Source organism: Amycolatopsis nalaikhensis (assembly GCF_030264295.1).
Lineage (GTDB): Bacteria > Actinomycetota > Actinomycetes > Mycobacteriales > Pseudonocardiaceae > Amycolatopsis > Amycolatopsis nalaikhensis.
Genome location: NZ_CP127173.1, coordinates 1,043,663 through 1,065,051 on the forward strand (window position 1 = coordinate 1,043,663; position 21,389 = coordinate 1,065,051).

Annotated in this window: 19 protein-coding genes and 2 pseudogenes; 11 read left to right on the forward strand and 10 right to left on the reverse strand. The window is 71.8% G+C overall.

Annotated elements, in window-relative coordinates; genetic code table 11:
- Window positions 1-4: 4 nt before the first annotated feature.
- The 4 genes from QP939_RS05135 to QP939_RS05150 all read right to left on the reverse strand — a co-directional run bounded on the left by QP939_RS05135 (window position 5) and on the right by QP939_RS05150 (window position 4,949).
- Window positions 5-481, reverse strand: coding sequence for a (2Fe-2S)-binding protein (locus tag QP939_RS05135; protein ID WP_285455383.1), 477 nt, complete (start codon window positions 479-481; stop codon window positions 5-7).
- A gap of 11 nt (window positions 482-492) precedes the next feature.
- Window positions 493-2,595, reverse strand: a complete 2,103-nt coding sequence (locus QP939_RS05140; protein ID WP_434219632.1) for a molybdopterin cofactor-binding domain-containing protein — start codon at window positions 2,593-2,595, stop codon at window positions 493-495.
- Window positions 2,596-3,141: 546 nt separating this feature from the next.
- A complete protein-coding gene (locus QP939_RS05145) occupies window positions 3,142-3,567 on the reverse strand; it encodes a MarR family transcriptional regulator (protein WP_285455385.1) in 426 nt (141 codons plus the stop codon).
- Complete coding sequence (locus tag QP939_RS05150) at window positions 3,564-4,949, reverse strand: MFS transporter (RefSeq protein WP_285455386.1); 1,386 nt, start codon at window positions 4,947-4,949, stop codon at window positions 3,564-3,566. Before QP939_RS05150 ends, QP939_RS05145 begins: the two co-directional genes overlap by 4 nt.
- A 103-nt stretch (window positions 4,950-5,052) precedes the next feature.
- Between QP939_RS05150 and QP939_RS05155 the strand changes: the two genes are divergently transcribed.
- Window positions 5,053-6,195 carry a glycosyltransferase gene (locus QP939_RS05155; protein WP_285455387.1) on the forward strand — a complete coding sequence of 381 codons (1,143 nt, stop codon included), beginning with the start codon at window positions 5,053-5,055 and terminating at the stop codon, window positions 6,193-6,195.
- A gap of 3 nt (window positions 6,196-6,198) precedes the next feature.
- On the opposite strand, the pseudogene QP939_RS05160 reads toward QP939_RS05155, so the two are convergent.
- Window positions 6,199-7,027: pseudogene (locus tag QP939_RS05160) on the reverse strand (phosphotransferase enzyme family protein).
- A gap of 195 nt (window positions 7,028-7,222) precedes the next feature.
- Between QP939_RS05160 and QP939_RS05165 the strand changes: the two are divergent.
- Genes QP939_RS05165 through QP939_RS05175 form a run of 3 tightly spaced genes read left to right on the forward strand, consistent with a single transcriptional unit; the run spans window position 7,223 to window position 11,609 of the window.
- Window positions 7,223-8,605 carry an FAD-binding oxidoreductase gene (locus QP939_RS05165; RefSeq protein ID WP_285455388.1) on the forward strand — a complete coding sequence of 461 codons (1,383 nt, stop codon included), beginning with the start codon at window positions 7,223-7,225 and terminating at the stop codon, window positions 8,603-8,605.
- A complete protein-coding gene (locus QP939_RS05170) occupies window positions 8,602-9,984 on the forward strand; it encodes a carboxylesterase/lipase family protein (RefSeq protein ID WP_285455389.1) in 1,383 nt (460 codons plus the stop codon). Before QP939_RS05165 ends, QP939_RS05170 begins: the two co-directional genes overlap by 4 nt.
- Complete coding sequence (locus QP939_RS05175; protein WP_285455390.1) at window positions 9,918-11,609, forward strand: helix-turn-helix domain-containing protein; 1,692 nt, start codon at window positions 9,918-9,920, stop codon at window positions 11,607-11,609. The genes QP939_RS05170 and QP939_RS05175 overlap by 67 nt, the downstream gene beginning before the upstream one ends.
- 6 nt (window positions 11,610-11,615) lie before the next feature.
- Here the strand turns inward: QP939_RS05175 and QP939_RS05180 are convergent, their stop codons facing one another.
- The 5 genes and pseudogenes from QP939_RS05180 to QP939_RS05200 form a co-directional block, all read right to left on the reverse strand.
- On the reverse strand, window positions 11,616-11,741 hold the full coding sequence (locus QP939_RS05180) for a hypothetical protein (protein ID WP_285455391.1): 126 nt from the start codon (window positions 11,739-11,741) through the stop codon (window positions 11,616-11,618).
- A 56-nt stretch (window positions 11,742-11,797) separates the two neighbouring features.
- A complete protein-coding gene (locus QP939_RS05185; protein WP_285455392.1) occupies window positions 11,798-12,640 on the reverse strand; it encodes an ABC transporter permease in 843 nt (280 codons plus the stop codon).
- Window positions 12,637-13,609, reverse strand: a pseudogene (locus QP939_RS05190) (ATP-binding cassette domain-containing protein). The gene QP939_RS05185 and the pseudogene QP939_RS05190 overlap by 4 nt, the downstream one beginning before the upstream one ends.
- Window positions 13,606-14,793 carry a glycosyltransferase gene (locus QP939_RS05195; RefSeq protein ID WP_285455393.1) on the reverse strand — a complete coding sequence of 396 codons (1,188 nt, stop codon included), beginning with the start codon at window positions 14,791-14,793 and terminating at the stop codon, window positions 13,606-13,608. Before QP939_RS05195 ends, QP939_RS05190 begins: the two are co-directional and overlap by 4 nt.
- An 80-nt stretch (window positions 14,794-14,873) precedes the next feature.
- A complete protein-coding gene (locus QP939_RS05200) occupies window positions 14,874-15,614 on the reverse strand; it encodes a thioesterase II family protein (RefSeq protein ID WP_285455394.1) in 741 nt (246 codons plus the stop codon).
- A gap of 217 nt (window positions 15,615-15,831) precedes the next feature.
- Between QP939_RS05200 and QP939_RS05205 the strand changes: the two genes are divergently transcribed.
- From QP939_RS05205 to QP939_RS05235, 7 genes are all read left to right on the forward strand, one after another.
- Window positions 15,832-16,044 carry a DUF5988 family protein gene (locus QP939_RS05205; RefSeq protein WP_285455395.1) on the forward strand — a complete coding sequence of 71 codons (213 nt, stop codon included), beginning with the start codon at window positions 15,832-15,834 and terminating at the stop codon, window positions 16,042-16,044.
- 144 nt (window positions 16,045-16,188) lie between these two features.
- Window positions 16,189-17,880: a flavin monoamine oxidase family protein gene (locus QP939_RS05210; protein ID WP_285455396.1), complete on the forward strand. Its 1,692-nt coding sequence runs from the start codon at window positions 16,189-16,191 to the stop codon at window positions 17,878-17,880.
- Between the two features lie 321 nt (window positions 17,881-18,201).
- Window positions 18,202-18,444 (forward strand): hypothetical protein, encoded by a 243-nt coding sequence (locus QP939_RS05215; protein WP_285455397.1) that lies wholly within the window; start codon window positions 18,202-18,204, stop codon window positions 18,442-18,444.
- Between the two features lie 35 nt (window positions 18,445-18,479).
- On the forward strand, window positions 18,480-18,626 hold the full coding sequence (locus QP939_RS05220; protein WP_285455398.1) for a hypothetical protein: 147 nt from the start codon (window positions 18,480-18,482) through the stop codon (window positions 18,624-18,626).
- Between the two features lie 4 nt (window positions 18,627-18,630).
- Complete coding sequence (locus tag QP939_RS05225; protein WP_285455399.1) at window positions 18,631-19,800, forward strand: sensor histidine kinase; 1,170 nt, start codon at window positions 18,631-18,633, stop codon at window positions 19,798-19,800.
- Entirely contained in the window at window positions 19,797-20,465 is a 669-nt protein-coding gene (locus tag QP939_RS05230) for a response regulator transcription factor (protein WP_285455400.1), read from the forward strand. The genes QP939_RS05225 and QP939_RS05230 overlap by 4 nt, the downstream gene beginning before the upstream one ends.
- Before the next feature lie 195 nt (window positions 20,466-20,660).
- On the forward strand, window positions 20,661-21,386 hold the full coding sequence (locus tag QP939_RS05235; RefSeq protein ID WP_285455401.1) for a PIG-L deacetylase family protein: 726 nt from the start codon (window positions 20,661-20,663) through the stop codon (window positions 21,384-21,386).
- Window positions 21,387-21,389: the final 3 nt, after the last annotated feature.

Genomic DNA, 21,389 nt, shown 5'->3' on the forward strand with positions numbered 1-21,389 from the left:
CGCCCTACATCTTCGCCGCGCCCGCCTTGATCGCTTCGCGGATGCGGGAGTACGTGCCGCAGCGGCAGACGTTGCGGATCTCGTCCAGGTCGCTGTCGCTGATCTCGCGGCCCTGGGCCCGGACCTGCTTCACCTTGGCGACGGCCGCCATGATCTGGCCCGGCTGGCAGTAGCCGCACTGGGCCACGTCCTTCTCCAGCCACGCCTCCTGCATCGGGTGCAGGTCCTTGCCCACCGTGGCGGGCAGGCCCTCGATCGTGGTGATCTCGTCCGTGGCCTTGACGTCGGCGACCCGCACCGAGCACGGGTTGAACGCCTTGCCGTTGAAGTGCGACGTGCACGCCTTGCAGACGTTGATGCCGCAGCCGTACTTGGGCCCGCGCACGCCGAGGACGTCACGCAGCACCCACAGCAGGCGCACGTCGTCGTCGACGTCGACGGTCACCGGCTTCCCGTTGAGGACGAAGGTGTGCTTGCTCATCGGGCTTCTCCTCAGAAGGTGTAGTCGAGGCCGTCGGTCGGCGACTCGGGCACGGGCGGGACGAACGACTTGACGTCGAACCCGATCGGGTCGTCGTGGTTGATCGGGAACCGCTTCGGCATCTTGCCGGTCGCGCGGGCGTACGCGCTCGCCACCGCGGCGAACGAACACGCGACACCCGCTTCCCCGCCGCCACCGGGCTGCTCGCCGTGCGACGGCATCGCGATGGCCGTGAAGTCCGTCGGCACGTTCCACTGGCGCGTGTAGAAGTAGTTGTCCCAGCTGGCTTCCAGGAAGTGCCCGTCCTTGAGGTGGACGCTGCTGGTCAGCGCCAGCGCCATCCCGTCGGCGAAGCAGCCCATCATCTGGGCTTCCAGGCCGCGCGGGTTCACCACGAGACCGGCGTCGATCGCGATGACCGCCTTCGTCACCCGCGGCCCGCCGACGCCGTCGCGGATCTTGCGGTTCACCGTCTCCGGGCGGCAGTCGATCTCCACCAGGCACGCGCTCGCGCCCTTGTACTCCTTGTGGATCGCGATGCCCTGCGCGCAGCCCGCGGGCAGCTTCCGGCCCCAGCCGCCGACCTCGGCGACCTTGCGGAGCACGCCCTTGACGACGTCGCTCTTGACGAACTCCAGCCGGAACCCGAGCGGGTCCTTGCCCAACGCCTTGGCGAGGATGTCGACCATCAGCTCCGCGGCGCAGCCGACGTCCGGCGAGTAGACGTTGCGCATCGAGCCGGTGTTGAAGCGCTGGTCGGTCTCGGTGAGCAGCTGGTCGACGACGCCGAAGTTGTACGGCACCTCCTGGGTCAGCGCGAAGACCGTCTCCGCGACGCCGAGGTTGCCCAGGCCGGTCGGCAGCTTGGTCGCCACCGAAGTGAGCATCTCGCCGAGGCCGTGCCGGAACGACGTCTCGACCGAGGTGTGCCGCTGCTCGAACGTCAGCACGTTGCCCGCGAGGACCGTGGCCCGCAGCCGGGACGTGGCCATCGGGTGCAGCCGGCCCTGGCGCGGCTCGTCCGCGCGGTGCCACATCAGCCGCACCGGCTTGCCGAACGCCTTCGACGCCTGCGCGGCCTCGACGGCGTGGTCGCCGAACAGCTTGTGCCCGAACGAGCCGCCGCCGGTGACGACGTTGACCTTCACCTTGCCCTGCGGCAGGCCGACCGCCTGCGCGACCTCGCCCTGGGCGACGATCGGCGACTTGAGCCCGGCCCAGACCTCGGCGCTGTCCGCCCGGACGTCGGCGACCGCGCAGTACGGCTCGAGGGCCGCGCTGGAGCGGAACATGAACTCGAAGTCCGCGTCGATGGTCCGGGTCAGCAGCGGCACCTTCGGCACCGCGAGCGGCAGCTCGGCCTTGCGCAGGTTCGCCAGGACGGACTCGTCGTCCTGGCCCTCGACGGTGCCCGGGCCCCAGTCGACCCGCAGCGCGCGCACGCCGTCGATGCACTGGCCGAACGTCTGCGCCCGGACCGCCACGCCGGTCGGGATGATCGCGACCCCGGCGACGCCGGGCAGCGCCAGCACCTCGGCCTTGTTCAGGACCGCCTTGGGCTTGCCGTTGAGCGTCGGCGGGCGGCAGATCATCGTCGGCAGCGCGCCCGGGACGTCGATGTCCATCGCGAACTGCTTGCGCCCGGTGACGATGTCGAGCGCGTCGACGCGGTTCTGCGGCTTGCCCAGCACCGTGAACGAGCTCGCGGACTTGAGCTGGCTCGGGTCGAGTGTCACCTGCTTGGTCTCGCTGGACGCGGCCTTGGTCGCGAGCTCGCCGTAGGTCGCCGACGAACCGTCCGGCGCCGAGATGACCCCGGCCTTGGACTCGAGCAGGGCGACGGCCGAGCCGAGCAGGATCGACGCCGCTTCGAGCAGCTGCTGCTTCGCGATCGCCGCGGCGACGCGGATCGGCGTGAACGTGGAGATCGTGGTGTTCGAGCCGCCGGTGAGCTGGTTGAAGATCAGCTCGGGCCGCGCCGGGGCGAGGGTGACGTGGACCTTGTCGACGGGCAGGTCGAGCTCTTCGGCGATGATCATCGCCGAAGAGGTGGTGATGCCCTGGCCCACCTCCATCCGCGGCAGCTCGAACGACGCGGTGCCGTCCGGGTGCACGGTGACGGTGATGAGCTGCGACGTGGCGCGCGCGGCGTCGGTCAGCGCGTCGTTGAGGTCGTAGAGCTCGGGCGGCTGCGGCAGGGACGGGACGGCGGCGGCGGCCGGCGAGCCCTGCGCGAAGTCGGCGGCGACGACGAGGGTGCCGGCGGCGAGGACGTAGCCGAAGAAACCGCGCCGGGAGACGCCCCGTGCTGCGTCTTCGGAAGCTCGGAGCGTCGTGGCTGAGGGTCACACTGCTCCCCTTTCGACATGGTGGGGCGGCGGAGGGGTTCCACCGGGTTCGAGAAGTGGTGAGGCCACACCATGCCGTGTGGACGGTCGCACCGAATGTTCAATTTCTGTACACCCCGCGCCGGGAACGGCGGGTATCCCGGCTGATCTCACCGGAAAGAGTGAATAACCCCGCTCGTGCCTGATCGTTTGCCGCGAAAGCAAGGGGGGCCGCCGAAAGCGGGCTGAAGGGGACGTTCAGTGCATGTGATGCGCTGAAGGGGACGTTCAGCGCATGTCATGCCAGGAAGGTCCCCTTCAGCTCGGGCGACGTCAGCGGCGTTCGGCGTTCAACGCGCGGAAGATGCGTGCGAGGGCCGCCGTGTCCTTGGTGTTCAACGCCGTCAACGCCGCGGGCGGGTCGGTCAGGATCCGCTTCGCCGCTTCGGCCGCGCGAGCCCCTTCGTCAGTGAGGTGGACCAGCCTGCGGCGCTTGTCGTCGGGATGGGGCTGCCGTCGGACGAGACCGCGGTGTTCGAGACGGTCCACCGCGACCGTGGCCGCCGACGGGTCCACTTCGGCCACCTGGGCGATCTCGCGCAACGTCATCGGGGCCTCGGCGAGCTTCATCAGCAGCTCGGCCTTGCCGACCCCGAGGTCCAGTTCGAGCCGCAGCGCGCGGAGCCGGTCCTGACCCGTGACGAACGCCAGCATCTCCGCCCACGCCGTGGCCGCCGCGGCGGTCTTCTCCGCACTCATCGAGCCTCATCCACCAGTCGCCGCCGGGTCCGCCCGGACGAAACCAGGCCGAACAGCACCGTCGCGCCGCCGCAGCAGGCGAGGACCGTCCACGCCACGTGGCTCGCCGGCCGGAACCCGGCCGCACTTCCGGCCACGATCGAACCACACACCGCGACGCCGATCGCCCCGCCCGTCGCGCGGGACGTCGACGCGATCGCGCCGGCCACCCCCGCCTGGTCGCGCGGCAGGCCGGACAGGGCCGCGTGGGTGATCGGCGTGTTGACCAGGCCCGCGCCCGCGCCGACCACGACGTAGGCGGCCACGAGGTACCCGACGCTCGTCTCGGGTCCGGTCGCCGTCAGCAGTGCCGTGCCCGCCGTCAGCAGCAGCCCGGCGAGGACCAGCGCCGGGCCGGGGCCGCGGACCGCCACGATCCGCCCGGCCACCGGCGAGCAGACGGCGACCGCCGCCGCCATCGGGATCGTCAGCAAGCCCGCCTGAAGCGGCGTGCACCCGCGGACGTCCTGCAGGTAGAGCGTGTTCAGGAAGAGGAACCCGCCGACCGCCATCAGGGCGACCACGCCGACCACGACCGCGCCGGAGAACACCGGACTGCGAAAGAACTTCACGTCCACCAGCGGCTCGGCGCGCCGTCGCTCCACCACGACCAGCGCGACCACGGACACCGCCGCCACGGCGAACAACCCGACGATCAGCGGCGAATCCCAGCCGTAGCGCGGGCCCTCGATGACCGCGGCAGTGGCCGGGCCGAGGAACGCGCAGACCAGCAGCTGGCCCAGCGGGTCGAACCGCTTGCCGCGCACGGCTTTCGACTCGGGGACGAACTTCCCGGTCAGGAAGATGACCACGGCGCCGATCGGGACGTTCAGCCAGAAAATGGACCGCCAGCCGAGGCTGTCGACGAGCAGGCCGCCGAGCACGGGACCGCTCGCCATGCTGAGGCCGCCCACCGCGCCCCAGACGCCCACCGCGCGGGCGCGGGCGGCCGGTTCGGGGAAGGTGGTGGCGACGATCGCCATCGCGACCGGGTTGAGCATCGAGCCGCCGACGCCCTGGCACGCGCGGAAGACGACCAGCGCCGTGAGCGACGGCGCGAGCCCGCACAGCAGGGACCCGGCGGAGAAGATCGCCAGCCCGGTCTGGAACACCCGTCGCCTGCCGAACCGGTCGGCCAGCGAGCCGGAGAAGACCAGCAGGCACGCGATGACCAGGCCGTAGGCGTCGATGGTCCACTGCAGACCGCTGACGGGCGCGTTCAGCTCCCGCTGGATCGACGGCAGCGCGACGCTCGCGACCGTCACGTCGAGGGCCGCCACGGACACGCTCAGGCAGCAGATCAGCAGCACGACGGTCCGCCCGCGCGGAGTCTCGGCGCTCACGGAAATGATTGTTGCACATCAACTATCATTGACCCCGAGGAGAGGCGGCAAGTCCGCACCGTCGGAGAGCGGAACGCACCCCCGGCTCACTACCGTCGAAGAGATGCGCCTCCTCTTCACGTCCCTGGCCGCCTACGGGCACGTCTACCCGCTGCTGCCGCTCGCCGTCGCCGCGCGGGCGGCCGGGCACGAGGTTCTCTTCGCCACCGCCGAAGGTTTTCTGCCTCAGCTGCGCGACGCCGGGGTCGAACCCGTGGCCGCCGGGCTCGACGTGCGCGTCGCCTTCGATCGGCTCTTCGCCGAGGCCGGGGAGACGCCCGGGGCCGAGATGCCGCTGGAGCGGATGACCGAGGTGATGGGCCGGGTCTTCGGCGACGTCCTGCCGCGCAGCTACTTCGCCGACCTCACGGCGTTGTTCGAGCGGCGGCGGCCGGATCTCGTCGTCTACGAGGCGTCCAACCTCGGGGGCTCGTTCGCCGCGCGGGCGGCCGGGATTCCCGCCGTCGGCCACACCTTCGGGCACGTCATGCGCGTCGAGGCCGACGAGGAGCAGGTCGCGCCGCTGGCCCGGCTCGCCGCCGAGTTCGGGCTCGACTGGCTCGGGCTCGCCGAGCTCGGGCACCCCTTCGTCGACATCTGCCCGGATTCCGTGCAGCACCCGGGGTTCCGCGAGCTGGTGCCGCGGCTGCCGGTCCGCCCGGTCGGCTGGAGCGCCGACGGCGAGCTGCCGGACCTGCCCGACGGCGACCGGCCGCTGGTCTACCTGACGCTCGGCACGGTGATGGGCAGCGCGGACGTCCTGCGCACGGTGATCGACGGCCTGGCCGTGCTGGACGTCGACGTGCTCGTGGCTTCGGGGCCGACCATCGCCCCGGCCGCGCTGGGCGAGCTGCCGCCGAACGTCCGGAGCGTGGCGTGGGTCCCCCAGGCCCGCCTGCTGCGGCACGTGGACTTCGTCGTCCACCACGGCGGCAACGGCACGATGCTGGGCGCGTTCGCCGCCGGCCTCCCCCAGCTGGTCCTCCCCCAGGGCGGCGACCAGTTCGCGAACAGCGAAGCGGTGGCGGAATCGGGCGCGGGAGCCCGCCTGACGCCCGACGAGGTGACGGCGGAGGTGATCACCGACCGGGTCGCGGGGCTGCTGAAAGACTCGTCGGTCCACGACGCGGCCCGCGCGGTGGCTGCGGAGATCGCCGCGATGCCCTCCCCGGCTGAAGCCGTGCCCGCGCTGCTCGCGCACGCCTGAGGCCTACGCGTTCCCGCGGCGCAGGCGTTCGGCGGCCTGCGCCCGGACGGCGTCGCCGCACACGGGGGCATCGCCGTGCAGGGCTTCCCAGCGCGCGTTGTGCGCGGCCGTCCACAAGCTCGCCGCCCAGGCGATCTCGCGCTCCTCGGCCGTGAACCGGCGGCCGCGGATTTCCTCGTACGCCGCCAAGAACGCCGCCGAGCTTTCGATGGGGGCCAACGTCGGCGGCCCCGCGCCCGCGAACGTCCCGCTCGCCGCTCCCGCCAGGGCCGCCTCCGGTTGCCACGCCAGGCTGTCCCAGTCGTGCACCGCCCACACCTCGCCGCCGCGCCACCGGAGGTTCTGCGCCTCGAAGTCGGCGTGGCCCAGCACGCACGGCAGACCGGACGCCCGCAGCCGCGCGCGGACCCGCGCCGCCGTCTCGACGACGTGCGCGGGCACCGCACGCTGGTCCCGCTCGTCGAGGACCGCGATCGACGGCCACAGCCCCGGATCGGCGTGGTCCCACCGCGCCCAGCGCGGGTTCGGCAGCGGCGGGGCGACGCGCACGTCGGCCAGTCCGGCCATCAGGAGCGCGAATACCTCCGCGTACCGCTCGGCGACGTCCGGGGAATCGCCGCGCAGCACCTCGCCGCCCGGCCGGTACTCCTCGGCGTGCACAGCCAGCGAGCCGACGCCGTCCACCGGGGTCAGCGGGCGGGGGGCACGGGAACCCGCGTTCGGCTAGCCGGGCCTGCGCCGCGACGCACGACGCCGCCCGGCCGTCGTCGGCGCGCGCCTTGACCACCACCTCCGCGCCGTCGGCCAGGCGGAGCCCGAAGACCGACGACATCGGCCGCGCGTGGAACAGCACGGCGACGGGCCCGGCACCCAGCCGGTCCCGGCACCAGGCTGGCACCCAGTCCGGTAGCACGTGAGCACTGTGCCATTCCGCCACCCGCGGGGCCATCCCGTGGAGACTTTCCCCATGGCCAGACCTCGTCCGCCGCCCTAGCGTGGGGGCCAGGTGACGAGGAGGTTCCCGCGGATGGTGATCGACGACCTGGCGGCCGCGCTGCCCGCCGACCGGCTGGTGCGCGACCCGGACGTGGTGCGGAGCTTCGCCCACGACGAAGCCGAATGGGCGCCGTACGCACTGCCCGCCGTCGTTGTCCGGCCGCACTCGGCCGAAGAAGTCCAGTCCGTGGTGCGGGCCTGCCTGAAGCACCGGACGCCGCTGGTCACGCGCGGCGCCGGGACCGGGCTCTCCGGCGGCGCGAACGCCGTCGACGGCTGTGTCGTGCTGGTCACCGACCGGCTCACCGCGGTCAAGGAGATCGACGAGCGGGAGCGGTACGCCGTCGTCGAGCCCGGCGTGGTCAACGACGACCTGCGTGCCGCCTGCGCCGAACGCGGGCTCTGGTACCCGCCGGATCCGGCCAGCTCGCCGTGGTCGACGATCGGCGGCAACGTCGCCACCAACGCCGGCGGCATCTGCTGCGTCAAGTACGGCGTCACCCGCGACTACGTCCTGGGCCTGCAGGTCGTCACCGGCACCGGCGAACTGGTCCGGCTCGGCCGCCGCACCGCGAAGGGCGTCGCCGGGTACGACCTGACCGGGCTGATGGTCGGCTCCGAGGGCACGCTGGGCGTCGTCACCGAGATCACCGTGCGGTTGCGGCCCGCGCGGGCCGCCGAACGCACGGTCGCCGGGTACTTCGACTCGACCGTCGACGCGGGCAAGGCCGCCGCGGCGGTCGCGGCGCGCGGTGTGCTGCCCTCGGCGCTCGAACTCGTCGACCGGCACTGCCTCGCCGCCGTGGACGAGTGGAAGAACATGGGCCTGAGCGCGGACGCGAACGTCGTGCTCCTCGCCCGCACCGACGCTCCCGGCGCGCTGGGCGAGCACGAAGCCGCGGAGATCCTCGCGTGCTTCGAAGGGGCCGGGGCGACGTGGGCCGCGCAGTCGACCGACCAGGCCGAGGCCGACGCGCTGTTCGCCGCCCGGCGGCTGGCCTACCCCGCGCTGGAACGCCTCGGCCCGGTGCTCACCGAGGACGTCTGCGTCCCCACGCAAGCCGTGCCCGAGATGCTCGCCCGCATCGACGCGGCCGCGAGCAAGCACGGCGTCCTCATCGCCAACGTCGCGCACATCGGGGACGGCAACCTGCATCCGCTGCTGGTCACCCCGCCCGGCGACGACGCGGCCCGCGCGAGCGCCCAAGCCGCGTTCGAAGACATCATCGCCGACGCGCTCGCCCTCGGCGGGACTGTCACCGGAGAGCACGGCGTCGGCCTGCTCAAGCGACCCGGCCTCGCCCGTGAGCTCGGCGACGAGGTCCTCGCGCTGCACCGCGCGGTCAAGCACGCCCTCGACCCGCACCACATCCTCAACCCCGGCAAGGTCTTCCCCGAAGGGACACCCGCATGATCGTCCGCACCCCCGCCGGCGACGTCCGCGGCGAGCCGATCGCCACCGGCGTCCCGTTCCGCGGCATCCCCTACGCGGCCGCACCCGAAGGCGCGCTGCGGTTCGCCGAGCCCGTCCCGGCGCCGTCGTGGACCGGCGTGCGCGACGCCCGCGAAGCCGGACCCACCGCCCCGCAACGGCACCGCGAGATCCCGGGTCTCGACCTGACGGCGCTGGTCGGTCCCGGGTGGCGCCCCGGCGCGGAGTACCTGACCGTCGACGTGTGGACGCCCGACCCGGGCGCGACCGGGCTGCCGGTGCTGGTGTTCGTGCACGGCGGCGCGTTCCTCGGCGGCACCGGCTCGGCCCCGGTCTACGACGGCACGGCGTTCACCCGCGGCGGCGCCGTGCTGGTCACCGTGCAGTACCGGCTGGGTGTCGAGGGTTTCCTGCCGCTCGAGGGCGGCGCGACGAACCTCGGCCTGCGCGACCAGCTCGCCGCGTTGCGCTGGGTCCAGGACAGCATCGCCGCGTTCGGCGGCGATCCCGGCAACGTCACGCTCTTCGGCGAATCCGCGGGCGCGGTCAGCGTCGCCTGCCTGCTCGGTTCCCCATTGGCGACGGGACTGTTCCGCCGCGCCGTCGTCCAAAGTGGACATGCGAACATGGTGCGCGGACGCGCGGAACTGGACCGGCTGGCCAAGGTGGTCGCCGAAAACCTCGGCGTCGAGCCGAGAGCCGAAGCCTTCCGAGCCCTGACAGCCGAACAGCTGCTCGGCGCCCAGGACGCCGTCCTGCGGCCCGGTGCCGCCCCGGACCTGCGCGACGACGAAGGCCGGGACCGCAGCCACGGCCTCAGTCCGTTCCTGCCGCTGGTCGGCGACGACGTCCTCCCGGTGCACCCGGGCCAGGCGATCCGGAACGGCGCGGGCGCCGACGTCGACCTGATCGCCGGGACCTGCCGCGAGGAGATGCTCCTGTACTTCGCGCCCACCGGGATCCTCGACACGCTGACCGAGGAGCAGGCCGTGGACATGCTCTCGGCGACACACCCGGACGCGGCGGGCGTGCTGCGGGCCTACGGTCTCGGCGAGCGGCGGCCGGGCGACGTGCTCGTCGACGCCATGACCGACCTCGTTTTCCGTGATGGTGTCGAGGAACTCGTCGAGAGCCACCAGGGCCGGACCTTCCGCTACGAGTTCGAGTGGCGGTCGCCGAGGCTCGGCGCGTGCCACGGCGTGGAGCTGCCGTTCGTGTTCGACTCCCTGCCCGCGGCCGCGAGCCTCGTCGGCGACGACGCCCCGGCGGAGCTGGCCCGCGAGGTCAACGCCGCTTGGACGCGGTTCGCCGCGACCGGATCCCCCGGCTGGCCCGAGGACACGACAACGCGACTGGGCTGATGGACACCCACGGGCTGCGCGAGCTGTACGACCTCGTCCTGCGCCTGTCGGCGGTGCACGACCTCGACGCGCTGGTGCAGGAGGTCGTCGACCACGCCCGGCGGCTCCTCGGCGTCGACGTCGCCTACCTGGCGCTGGCCGAACCGGACGGCTCGCTCGTCATCCGCGTCACCGACGGGTCGCTGGGGCCGCGGCTGCGCGGGGTCGTGCTGCCGCCGCACAGCGGCTTGGCCGGGCGCGTGGCCGACACCGGGGAACCGGTGCAGAGCGCCGACTACCTCGGCGACGCCGCGCTGACCCACCTCGGCGACGTCGACCGCGTCGCCGAGGACGAAGGCCTGCGCACGATCCTCGGGGTGCCGTTGCGGTTGCGGGGCAAGGTGGCCGGGGTGCTGATGGTGTCGCAGCGCGCGGTGCGCCGGTTCACCGCGGCGGAGTCGTCGCTGCTGACTTCGCTGGGCTCGTTCGCCGCGATCGCCATCGAGAACGCCAAGCTCGTCACGGCGCTGGGCGCGGCGAACGACCGGCTGGAACGCGCGGTACGGCTGCACGACCGGCTGCTGGCGGTCGCGCTGCACGGCGGCGCGGCGGAAGACGTCGTCGTCCCGCTGTCGGAGCTGGTGCCCGGGCTGGTCGTCGTCGCCGACGAGCACGACGAGGTCCGCGCGGCCGCCCGTGACGGCGTCCCGGTGGACGCGGTGCTCGACGGCACGCCGTCGGCGTGGTTCGCGGATCCGGCGGCGCGGCGCACGCACGTCGGCGACAAGACGATCACCGTGCCGGTCGCGTCGGCCAACGCGTATTTCGGCGCTCTGCAAGTGGTTCTGGCCGCGCCACTGGACGACGCCGAGGTCCGGCTGCTGGAGCGGGCGGCGATGACCGTCGCGCTGGTGGCGTCGGTCGAGCGGGCCGTGACCGACGCCGAACGCCGGACGGCCGGAGAACTCCTGGAACAGCTGGTGACGCGGCGGGTGCGTGACGAACCAGCGTTCACGCGCCGGGCGCGGTCATTGGGCCTCGACCTGCGCCGCCCGCACCTGGCCGTGGTGACGCCGGACCTCGAAGCCCTGCCCCGGCTGCGCGAACTCGCCGCACGCCACGGCGGTCTCGTGACCACAGTGGACGGACAGGCGGTCGGCGTCCTCCGCGCCGACGAAGCGACGGTCCGCGCGGCGGAGCTGGGCACGACGGGCCTGGCGGGCCCGGCCACCGGAGCGAGCGCGCTGGCCGACGCGTACGACGACGCGAGCGCGTGCGTCCGCGTGCTGGAAGCGTTGGGCCGCACCGGTTCCACGGCCACGCCCGACGACCTCGGCCCGTACCGCTACCTGCTCGGCCAAGCCGGGCGGGACGACGCGAGCGCGTTCGTCGGCCGGACGCTGGCGCCGCTGCTGGCGCACGACGAGGACCGCGGCACGGACCTGGTCCGCACCGCGGAGGTGTTCCTGCGGTGCGGCCGCCGCAAGTCGGCGGCAGCCGAAGCGCTGACGATCCACCCGAACACGCTCTACCAGCGCCTGGACCGGATCACGGCCCTGCTGGGCGAAGACTGGCAGGACGGGGACCGGGCGCTGGACGTCCAGCTCGCGCTGCGCCTGCACCGGCTGCGGCGCGAGCTGTCCTAAGAGGACTCAGCGGCGGTTGCCGTTCTTGTCCCGGCGGCGCTCCTTGTCGAGGTCCTTCTCCCGGTTGTGGCGCTCCCGGTCGATGCCCTTCTTGCCGCCCAGCATCCCCGCGATCTTCGAGATCAACCCCATTTTTCCCGTTCCTCCCTGTTTTGATCTTCACTTTCCACGGTACCAGGAGCTCACGCTCAGTGCCGGGTCCGATACAGCCGCATGGTGACCGGGGCGAACACGCCGACCAGCGCCGCGCACCAGAGCAGCACGACGGCCGTCTGCCCGGAGGTGAGCGTGCCCTGCATCGCCGCGCGCACCGCGGTCGTCAGGTGGGTGATCGGGTTGAGGCCGACCACCGCCTCGAGCCAGTCCGGCATCGTCTTCGGGTCGACGAAGATGTTGCTGGCGAAGGTGAGCGGCAGCATGACGAACATGCTCAGGCTGGTCACCGCCTGCGGGGTGCGCAGCAGCAGCCCGAGCATCGTCCAGAGCCAGCCGAGGCTGAAGGAGAACACCAGCACCAGCGCGACCCCGGCGAGCACGCCGCCGAACCCGCCCGCGGGCCGGAAGCCGAGGATCAGGCTCAGCGTCATGACGATCACGCAGCCGAGCAGGTACCGGGCGCCGTCGCCGAGCAGGGCGCCGACCAGCGCGGACGGCCGCCAGATGGACAGCGAGCGGAAGCGGTCGAACACCCCGGACACGCGGTCGGTGTTCAGCGCGCTCCCGGTCGTCATCGTGATCATCACGATGGTCTGCACGAGGATCCCCGGCTGCAGGTACTGCAGGTAGTCCCCGGTCGAGCCGGCGATCGCGCCGCCGAAGAGGTAGGTGAACATCAGGGTCAGCATGATCGGGAACGCCGTCACGTCGATCAGCTGCTCGGGCAGGTGCTTGAGCTTGAGCAGCGTCCGCCTGCCGAACACCAGCGACGTCGTGAGCGGCCCGGGACGCGACGGCCGCGGGCGGGAGGTGAGCACCCCGCGCAGGTGCGCGAGCGCGAGTTCGTCGCCGGGCGGGGCCTGGGTCCGCGTCACGTCAGCACGCCTTTCTCCTCGGCGGCGGCCGGTTTCCCGGTCAGGGTCAGGAAGACCTCGTCGAGGCTCGGGTGGCTCAGGCCGAAGTCAGCGATCCCGACGTCGGCGCGGGACAGCCCGGCCAGCGCGGCGGACGCCTGCTCGGCGACCGCGCCGGAGACTTGCGCGGTCAAGGTCCCCGGTTCGGCGCCGAGGTGGACGGCCACGCCGAGCTGGCCGGCGAGCAGGGCCTGGGCCCGGTCGCGGTCGGCCGGGTCGGTGAGCCGCAGGCGCAGCGCGGCCGAGCCGACGGACGCCTTGCAGCTCGCCCGAAGTCCCTTCCGCGATGACGCGGCCGTGGTCGATCACCGCGATCCGGTCGGCGAGCTGGTCGGCCTCGTCGAGGTACTGCGTGGTCAGCAACACCGTGGTACCCGCCGCGACCAGCGCGCGGACGATCTGCCAGACCTGGTTGCGGCTGCGCGGGTCGAGCCCGGTCGTCGGCTCGTCGAGGAACATCAGGTCGGGCTGGACCACCAGCCCGGCGGCGATGTCCACGCGCCGCCGCATCCCGCCCGAGTACGTCTTCACCGGGCGGTTCGCGGCGTCGGTGAGCTCGAAGACGGCGAGCAGCTCGTCGGCCCGGTCGTGGGCTTCGCGGCCGCGGAACCCGAAGAGCCGTCCCAGCAGCACGAGGTTCTCGCGGCCGGTCAGGTCCTGGTCCAGCGAGGCGAACTGCCCGGTGAGGCTGATCCGGCCGCGCACCCGGTCGGCCTCGGTCACGACGTCGTGGCCGAGCACGCGGGCCGTGCCGCCGTCGGGCGGCAGGAGCGTCGACAGCATCCGCACGGTGGTGGTCTTGCCCGCGCCGTTGGGTCCGAGGATCGCGTAGACGCCGCCGGTGCGGACCGCCAGGTCGACGCCGTCCACCGCGCGGGCCTTGCCGAACGCCTTGGTCAGCGCGTGCGCCTCGATGGCGAACTCGCTCATCGCACCAGGTTCTCGAGGTGCTCGACGACGCCGTCGACACCGGGCAGGGCGAGCATCTCGCGGTGGGCGCGGCGCATCTCGGCGCGCACGTCGCCGTCGCCGAGCAGCGCGGTGACGGTCTCCGCGATCGCGGGCCCGCTCTCCTCCGGGACCTTCTTGCCCAGTCCCATTTCCTCGGCGCGCGTGGCGTGGTATTCCTGGTCGCCCATCAGCGGCAGCCCGGCCATCGGAACCCCGGCGCCGACCGCTTCCCGCGTGCTGTTGTAACCGCAGTGGGTCAGGAAGACCTGCGCGCACTGCAGCAGCAGCGGCTGCGGGATCCAGTCGTAGAGGTGGACGTTGTCGCCCACCGGCACCTCGACCGGATAGCCCCCGGTCGCGACGACCGCGTGACAGTCCACTTCGGACAGGCCGCGGACGATGGCGGCAAGTGGGGTGGCTGCCTCGGGCGAGTGCTCGTCGGCCGCCACGCCCTGCTCGCGGATCGTCTTGACCATGCCGAGCGTGGTCCCGATCGACGCGATGACCAGGGGCTTGTCACCGGAGAGGGCGGCCACCTCGGCGGGCAGCCGCAGGTTGCGTTTGATGTCGAGCGGCTGCCGGTAGGCGAACGCCTGCGGGGGCGCGTAGTTCGCGAACGAGTACCGGTGCGGCATGCAGTCGATCCGGCCGTTCTTGTAGATCGCGTCGCGGTCGGTGCTTTCCGGCAGGCCGACTTCGCGGCGGCGCTCGTTCAGCAGCGGCAGGAGGCCGTCCGGGTCGAGGGTGTTGCCCGCGCCCGACGGGACGGACAGCAGCGGGACGTCGAGGGCCTCGGCGATCAGGCAGCCCGACAGCTCCGAGCCGTCCCGGAGGACGAGGTCGGGTGCGAAGTCCTTGGCCAGCGGGAAAGTCTTCTCGTACGCCGACGTCACGTGCTTCTCGCCGGCGAACGAAATCATGTCCAGGCGCTCGTCGGGCACGCCGCCGTTGTGCACGGCGGAGTACTCGCGGATGTTGAGGATGACCTCGCCGAGGTCCGGCATGGTGACGTGGACGTCCACCGGCTCGCCGTCGTAGGTCTTCACCAGGTAGTCCGAGGTGGCCACCAGGATCTCGTGCCCCGCCTCCGCCAGACCCCGGGCGATCGGGAGCATCGCCCTGGCGTGCGAGGGCGAACCGGTCACAGTGCACAGAACTCGCACGGTCTACACCTTCCATTGTGGATCGCCGATGCCTGGGACACTAGGGACGCGGCTCGGGCGGCGACAACCCTTAGCCACCCCTACGCGACGACGCGTTCCCGCAGGCCGGGGCGCAGGAGCGCGGCGATTTCCGGCAGGTGGTGGCCGAGGTAGAAGTGCCCGCCGCGGAAGGTGTGCAGGGCGAACCCGCCGCGCGTGTGGCGTTCCCAGGCGGCGATCTCCGCCACCGTGACGCGGGGGTCGTCGGTGCCGGTCAGCGCGACGATCGGCGCGTCCACGACCGCGTCCGGGTCGGGCCGGTACGTCTCGACCGCGCGGTAGTCGCTGCGGATGGCGGGCAGCACCATCCGGATCAGGTCGTCGTCGGCGAACAACGCGGCGTCGGTGCCCGCCAAGGCCCGGACCTCGCGGATGAGCTGGTCGTCGCCGAGCAGGTGCGCCGTCCCGCCGCGGTGCTCCGACGGCGCGGCGCGGCCGGAGACGACGACCGCAGCGGGCGGCACCCGCAGGGCCACTTCGAACGCGACGGACGCGCCCATGCTGTGCCCGAAGAACGTCATCGGCCGGTCGTCGGCGTCCGCCAGCACCGCGGCGATCGCGCCGGCGAGTTCCTCGATGCCCGCCGCGAACGGCTCGGCGCGCCGGTCCTGGCGGCCCGGGTACTGCACGGCGAGCACCTCCGCCGGACCACCCTCGGCCGCGAACGCCTTCGCCATCGGGTAGAAGAAGCTGGCCGAGCCACCCGCGTGCGGGAAGCAGACCAGCCGGTGGCCGTCGCCGGGACGGCGGTGGAAACTGCGGATCCAGCGGCTCTCGTGCACGTCGGCTCCCTTTCCGAGGTCTTCCGCCAGCAGGTTCCCAGTGCGGCGGCACCGGGGACAACCCCTATCGAAACCCTCGTAACCCCTGTTCAACGCCATTTCGGAATAGGAGCCGCCCACCTTGACACGAAGATCGGGCGCCCGGCATCCTCGAGAGACGCAGAACACATTCCGCAATTCTCGCGGAACACTCCACGAACGAACCGGAGGTCGAATCATGTCGAAAATCACGGTCACGCTTTCCGGTGGTCCCGCCGAGCTGATCGAGCGGCACCGCGAGTGGACGGTCGGCAGCATCGGCGACGTCGCGAAGGTCAGCTACGGCGCCGGCTACGAGCACTTCTCCCACGAAGGCGAGTTCACCACGACCAGCGGCGGCGACCAGGTGCCGGTGTTCACCTGGTGCGGCCGCACGCGGGTAGCCGAGTGACGGGCTAGGGGTGGAAAGGGGTATCCGGGGACACGATTCCGCGAATACCTTCGGCACGGGCACGACGTATCCGTTCGTTGTTCAGCCATTTCGTGCTCGGCCACCGCAGTCGATCCCCGGCCCCGCAGAAAGGCACGATCGCGCATGACTACCTTCCCCCTCGAGCGTCCGCGGGAGAACGGGACGCTTTCCGGTCCGCTGACGATGTTCGGGCCGGACTTCCCGTTCGCCTACGACGACTGGCTCGCCCACCCCGGCGGTCTGGGCACCCTCCCCGACGGGGTGCACGGCACCGAGGTGGCCGTGGTCGGCGGCGGCATCGCGGGCCTCGTCGCCGCGCACGAGCTCCTCCGCCTCGGCCTGCGCCCGGTCGTCTACGAGGCGGAGCAGCAGCTCGGCGGCCGGATGCGCTCGGCAGCCTTCGACGGCCACCCGGACGCGGTCGCCGAGCTCGGCGCGATGCGGTTCCCGGTCTCGGCCACCGCGCTCTACCACTACATCACCGAAGCGGGCCTGCAGACGAAGGCGTTCCCGAACCCGCTCGGCCCGGAAACCCCGAGCACGGTCGTCGACCTGGAGGGCCGCCGCCACTGGGCGCGCACCGCCGCCGACCTGCCGTCGATCTACCAGCAGGTGTCCGACGCGTGGGACAAGGCGCTGCAGGAGAACGCCGAGCGCTCGGCGATCGAGGACGCCATCCGCCGCCGCGACGTCGGGACCATCAAGGCCATCTGGAACAACCTGGTCTCCCGGCTGGACGACCAGTCCTTCTACGAGTTCCTGGCGAACTCGACGTCGTTCTCCTCCTTCCGCCACCGCGAGATCTTCGGCCAGGTCGGCTTCGGCACCGGCGGCTGGGACACCGACTTCCCCAACTCGATCCTGGAGATCCTGCGGGTGGTGTTCAGCGGCGCGGACGACGAGCAGCGCAGCATCGTCGGCGGCTGCCAGCAGCTGCCCGAGCGGCTCTGGACGCACCGCCACCACGGCCTCGCGCACTGGCCGGACGGGACGTCGCTCGCCGACCTGCACGGCGGCCAGCCGCGCCCCGGCGTCGCGCGCCTGGAACGCGACGGCGCGGGCATCGCCGTCCAGGACACCTGCGGTGACCGCCGGACGTACCCGGCGGTGGTCTTCACCCCGCACGTGCGGCTGCTGACCACCCGGATCCGCACCGACGAGCGCCTGCTTTCGCGTCCACTGTGGACCGCCGTGGAGCGCACGCACTACATGGGCTCGTCCAAGGTGTTCGTGCTCACCGACCGGCCGTTCTGGCGGGACGCCGACCCTGGCACCGGCCGCGACACGCTGAGCATGACGCTCACCGACCGCGGGCCGCGCAGCGTGTACCTGATGGACGACGGCCCGGACCGCCCCGGCGTGATGTGCCTGTCCTACACGTGGAACGACGACTCGGCGAAGCAGGCCACCCTGGACGACGACGAGCGGCTGGACAGCATCCTCGCCGCGCTGGCGCGCATCTACCCCGGCGTGGACATCCGCTCCCGCATCGTCGGCCCGCCGATCACGGTCACGTGGGAGAACGAGCCCAACTTCAACGGCGCGTTCAAGGCGAACCTGCCGGGCCACTACCGCTACCAACGGCGGTTGTACACCCATTTCATGCAGCAGGAGATGTCCCCCGAACAGCGGGGTTTCTTTCTCGCCGGAGATGACATATCGTGGACAGGCGGTTTCGCGGAAGGCGCCGTCACCACGGCGCTGAACGCGGTCTGGGGCGTACTGAACCATCTCGGCGGCACCACGGTTCCGGGCAATCCGGGGCCGGGTGACCTCTTTTCCGAACTCGCCCCGGTGGACCTGCCGATGGATTAGGTATTCGTCGCCGGAGCCACCCCGGAGCAGGCGCCCCCTCCCCCAGCGCCGATCCAGGGGGTATGACAGCAGCCGGGCACGCCACTCGCGTGCCCGGCTGCTGTTTGCGCAGGTCAGCGTCGGTTTTCCACCGCTGGGTGGGTGGCACCTCCCCCGGTCGCCGCCGCTGGACCTCCACCCGGATCTCCACCGCGCGGAGGTCCTGCTCCACCCGGGTGGAGCACTAGTGTTCATCGTGTCGGAAGCACCCGGAACCGGCGTGGGAAACACCCGGGAAAAGACAACGGAGGTAAATCGGCCATGGGTGAGGTTATCGGTTTCATGCTTCTCCGGTTCGCCATGATCGGGGGTGGCATCATTCTCCTTCTGCTGCTGCTCGGCGTCGTCGTGTTCGCGCTGAAGAAGACCGGCCGGTTCGACCAGGCGAAGCAGATGGTGGAACCCGTCGTGCGCAACAAGCTCAACAAGAACACCGGTTACAAAGGCGCGCTCGGCACCAAAGCGCTCGACTACCTGAGCGAGCGCGAAAAGCAGGGCGGCGTCAAGCACAAGGAAACGGACTGACCACAGCCGGAAAAGGCTGACGGGGAGGAACCACGATGGACACCACGACCGTGCTCGCCGACACGAGCTTGAGCGACGTCATGGACATCATGCTGCACCGGTACCTGATCATCGGCGGGATCGCCCTGCTCGCGATCCTGATGCTGGGCGTGATCGTCCTGATGTTCAAGAAGAAGAGCTAGGGCCGTGCGGGGGTCCGGCGACGAGAGCACCGAACTGGGGCTGGCCGAACGGGTCGCGCCGGGGTGGCTCGTCGTCCAGGTCGTCAGCACGCTGCTCCTGCTGGGCGCATTGCTGACGGCGCAGGCGTCCCCGCTGGTGTGGACGGTCTGCGGCGCGAGCTTCCTCTGCTGGCTGCTCTTCGCGCTGTCCGACCGGACCTGGCCGCGGGTCTCGACCGCCGCGCTCGCGCTGTGCTCGCTCCTGCCGGTGCCCGTGGTCGGGCTCAGCACGGACGGCACGGCGATCCTGATGGCCGGCGTCCCGCTCGGCGTCTTCGCGGCGCTGGCCGGGATCAGCGCCAACCTCATCGTCGCGTTCGCCGGCTTCGAAATCGCCGTCGAGGTGGCCAGCTGCGCGCTGACCCACCAGGGCTGGGCGACGATGCTCGGCTACGCGATCGTGATGCTGATTTCGACGCTGTTCGGGTTGAACCGGCGGCAGTACCAGGTCCAGGCGCACCAGGCGGAACTGCTGCTGGAGCAGACGCGCCTGATGCACGACGAACACGCCAAAGCCGCGGCGCTGCAGGAGCGCGCCCGCATCGCGAGGGAGATCCACGACGTGCTGGCACATTCGCTCGGCGCCCTGAGTGTGCAGCTGGATCTCGCCGAAGGACTGCTGAGCGTCAAGGGCGACCGCGAAGCCGCGCTGGAGCGGCTGCGCCGGTCCCGGCGGCTCGCGAACGAAGGCCTGAACGAAGCCCGGCGGGCGGTCGCCGCGTTGCGCCGCAACACCCCGCCGCTGCCGGCGTCGCTGGCGGAGATGGCCGCCGAGCACGAGCACGACCACGGCGTCCCGGTCGCCTTCGAGACCACCGGTGCCCCGCGGTCCGTGCGTCCGGAGACCGCGATTTCCTTGCTGCGCGCGGGCCGCGAAGCGCTGACGAACGCGGCGAAGCACGCGCCCGGCGCGCCCGTCAGCGTCCTGCTCGACTACGCGGCGGAGAAGGTGACGCTGCGGGTGCACAACGAGCCGGTGCCCGCGCCGCCGGACCCGGAGCCCGATCCGCAGCCCTCCGGCTACGGCCTGGTCGGCATGGGCGAACGGCTGGCGCTGGTCAGCGGTTCGCTCGTCGCGCGGCCCGCCGACCCGGCCCGCGGCGGCTGGCTCGTCACGGCCGAGGTCCCGGAATGACCGGACCGGCGATCCGCGTGATCGTGGCGGACGACCAGCAGATCATGCGCGAAGGCCTCGTCGCGCTGCTCGACCTGATGGACGGCATCGAGGTCATCGGCAACGTCGGCAACGGCGAAGAGGCGCTGCGCGTGATCGCGCAGGACCCGCCCGACGCCGTCCTGATGGACCTGCGCATGCCGGTGCTCGACGGCATCGAGACCACCCGGCGCATCGCCGCCGAGCACCCCGGCGTCGCGGTGCTGGTGCTCACCACCTACGTCGACGACGAGTCGATCGCCGCCGCACTGCACGCCGGCGCCAAGGGCTACGTGACCAAGGACGCGGGCCGCGAGCAGATCGCGGCGGCGTTGCGCGCCGCCGCGGCCGGCCAGATCACCTTCGACGCCGCCGTTTCGCAGCGGCTGGTGGCGGCGTTCAACCACACCGGCGAACCCGCCGCCGCGCCTCCACCGGCGCGCGCCGTCATTCCCGGGTTGACGACTCGCGAGTCCGAAGTGCTCTCCCTGATCGCACGCGGCTTGAGCAACGCCGAGATCGCGGCCGCGATGCTGATCGGCGAAGCGACCGTGAAAACGCACGCCAACAATGTGTTCATGAAAATCGGCGTGCGCAACCGCAGCGAGGCTGTCCGGTACGTCTACCAGCACGGACTCGCGGACTGATTTCCGCACCCCTATTCCCCGGGGCATCGATCCTGGGGCGCGGTAGGGGTCGCCGAAACCCGGCAGGGGTTGTCCGCTCTTCGTCGTCTTACTAGCCTTCAGGCAAACGGATCCCGGGATTTCCGGAAATCGGCCGTCACCTTTCCCCTGTTCATTCTCGTGGGAGCACGCGGCCGTAAGACGAAAGAGTCCGCGATGCAGACCAACGAAAGTGCACGACACCCCTTCGGGCTTTCGACGGGCGACCAGGTCCTCGTCGTCGCCCCGCACCCGGACGACGAGACGATCGGCCCCGGCGGCACGATCGCCCGGCTCGCCGCCGCCGGCATCGGCGTGCACGTGCTGTGCGTGACGGTGCGGGCCGCGAAGATGTGGGGCTCGCACAGCGACCCGAACACGCGGCTGGCCGAGTTCGAGACGGCCTGCAAGGCGCTGGGCGTCACGACGCGGACGATCGCGTGGGTCGACGAGACCGGCGAGCTCGACATCACGACCAAGCAGCGTGACCTGGTCAACCTCATCGAGAAGCACGAGGAGTGCTCGCTGTCGGCGGTGCGCCCGGCGGCGCTGGTCATCCCCGCGGCCGGCGGCTACCACCAGGACCACCAGGCGGTGTTCCGCGCGGCGTTCGCGGCCGCCCGCGTCCAGGGCCCCGGCCTGAAGCCGACGCCGAAGATGGTGCTGGGGTACCGCGGCGTCGAGGACCGCTGGTCGGCCGATTCGGAGCCGTGGTGGGTCCACGTCGACACGTCGGCGCACTGGGCCGACAAGGAAGAAGCGCTGCGTGCCTACGGCACCCAGATGCGGCCGGGGAACCAGCCCCGGTCGCTGAAGCACGTCCGCACCATCGACGCCGCCACCGGCGGGTCGCACTGCTGGGAATACGGCGAATCGTTCGTCCCGTACCGGATGTCCTGGTGACCG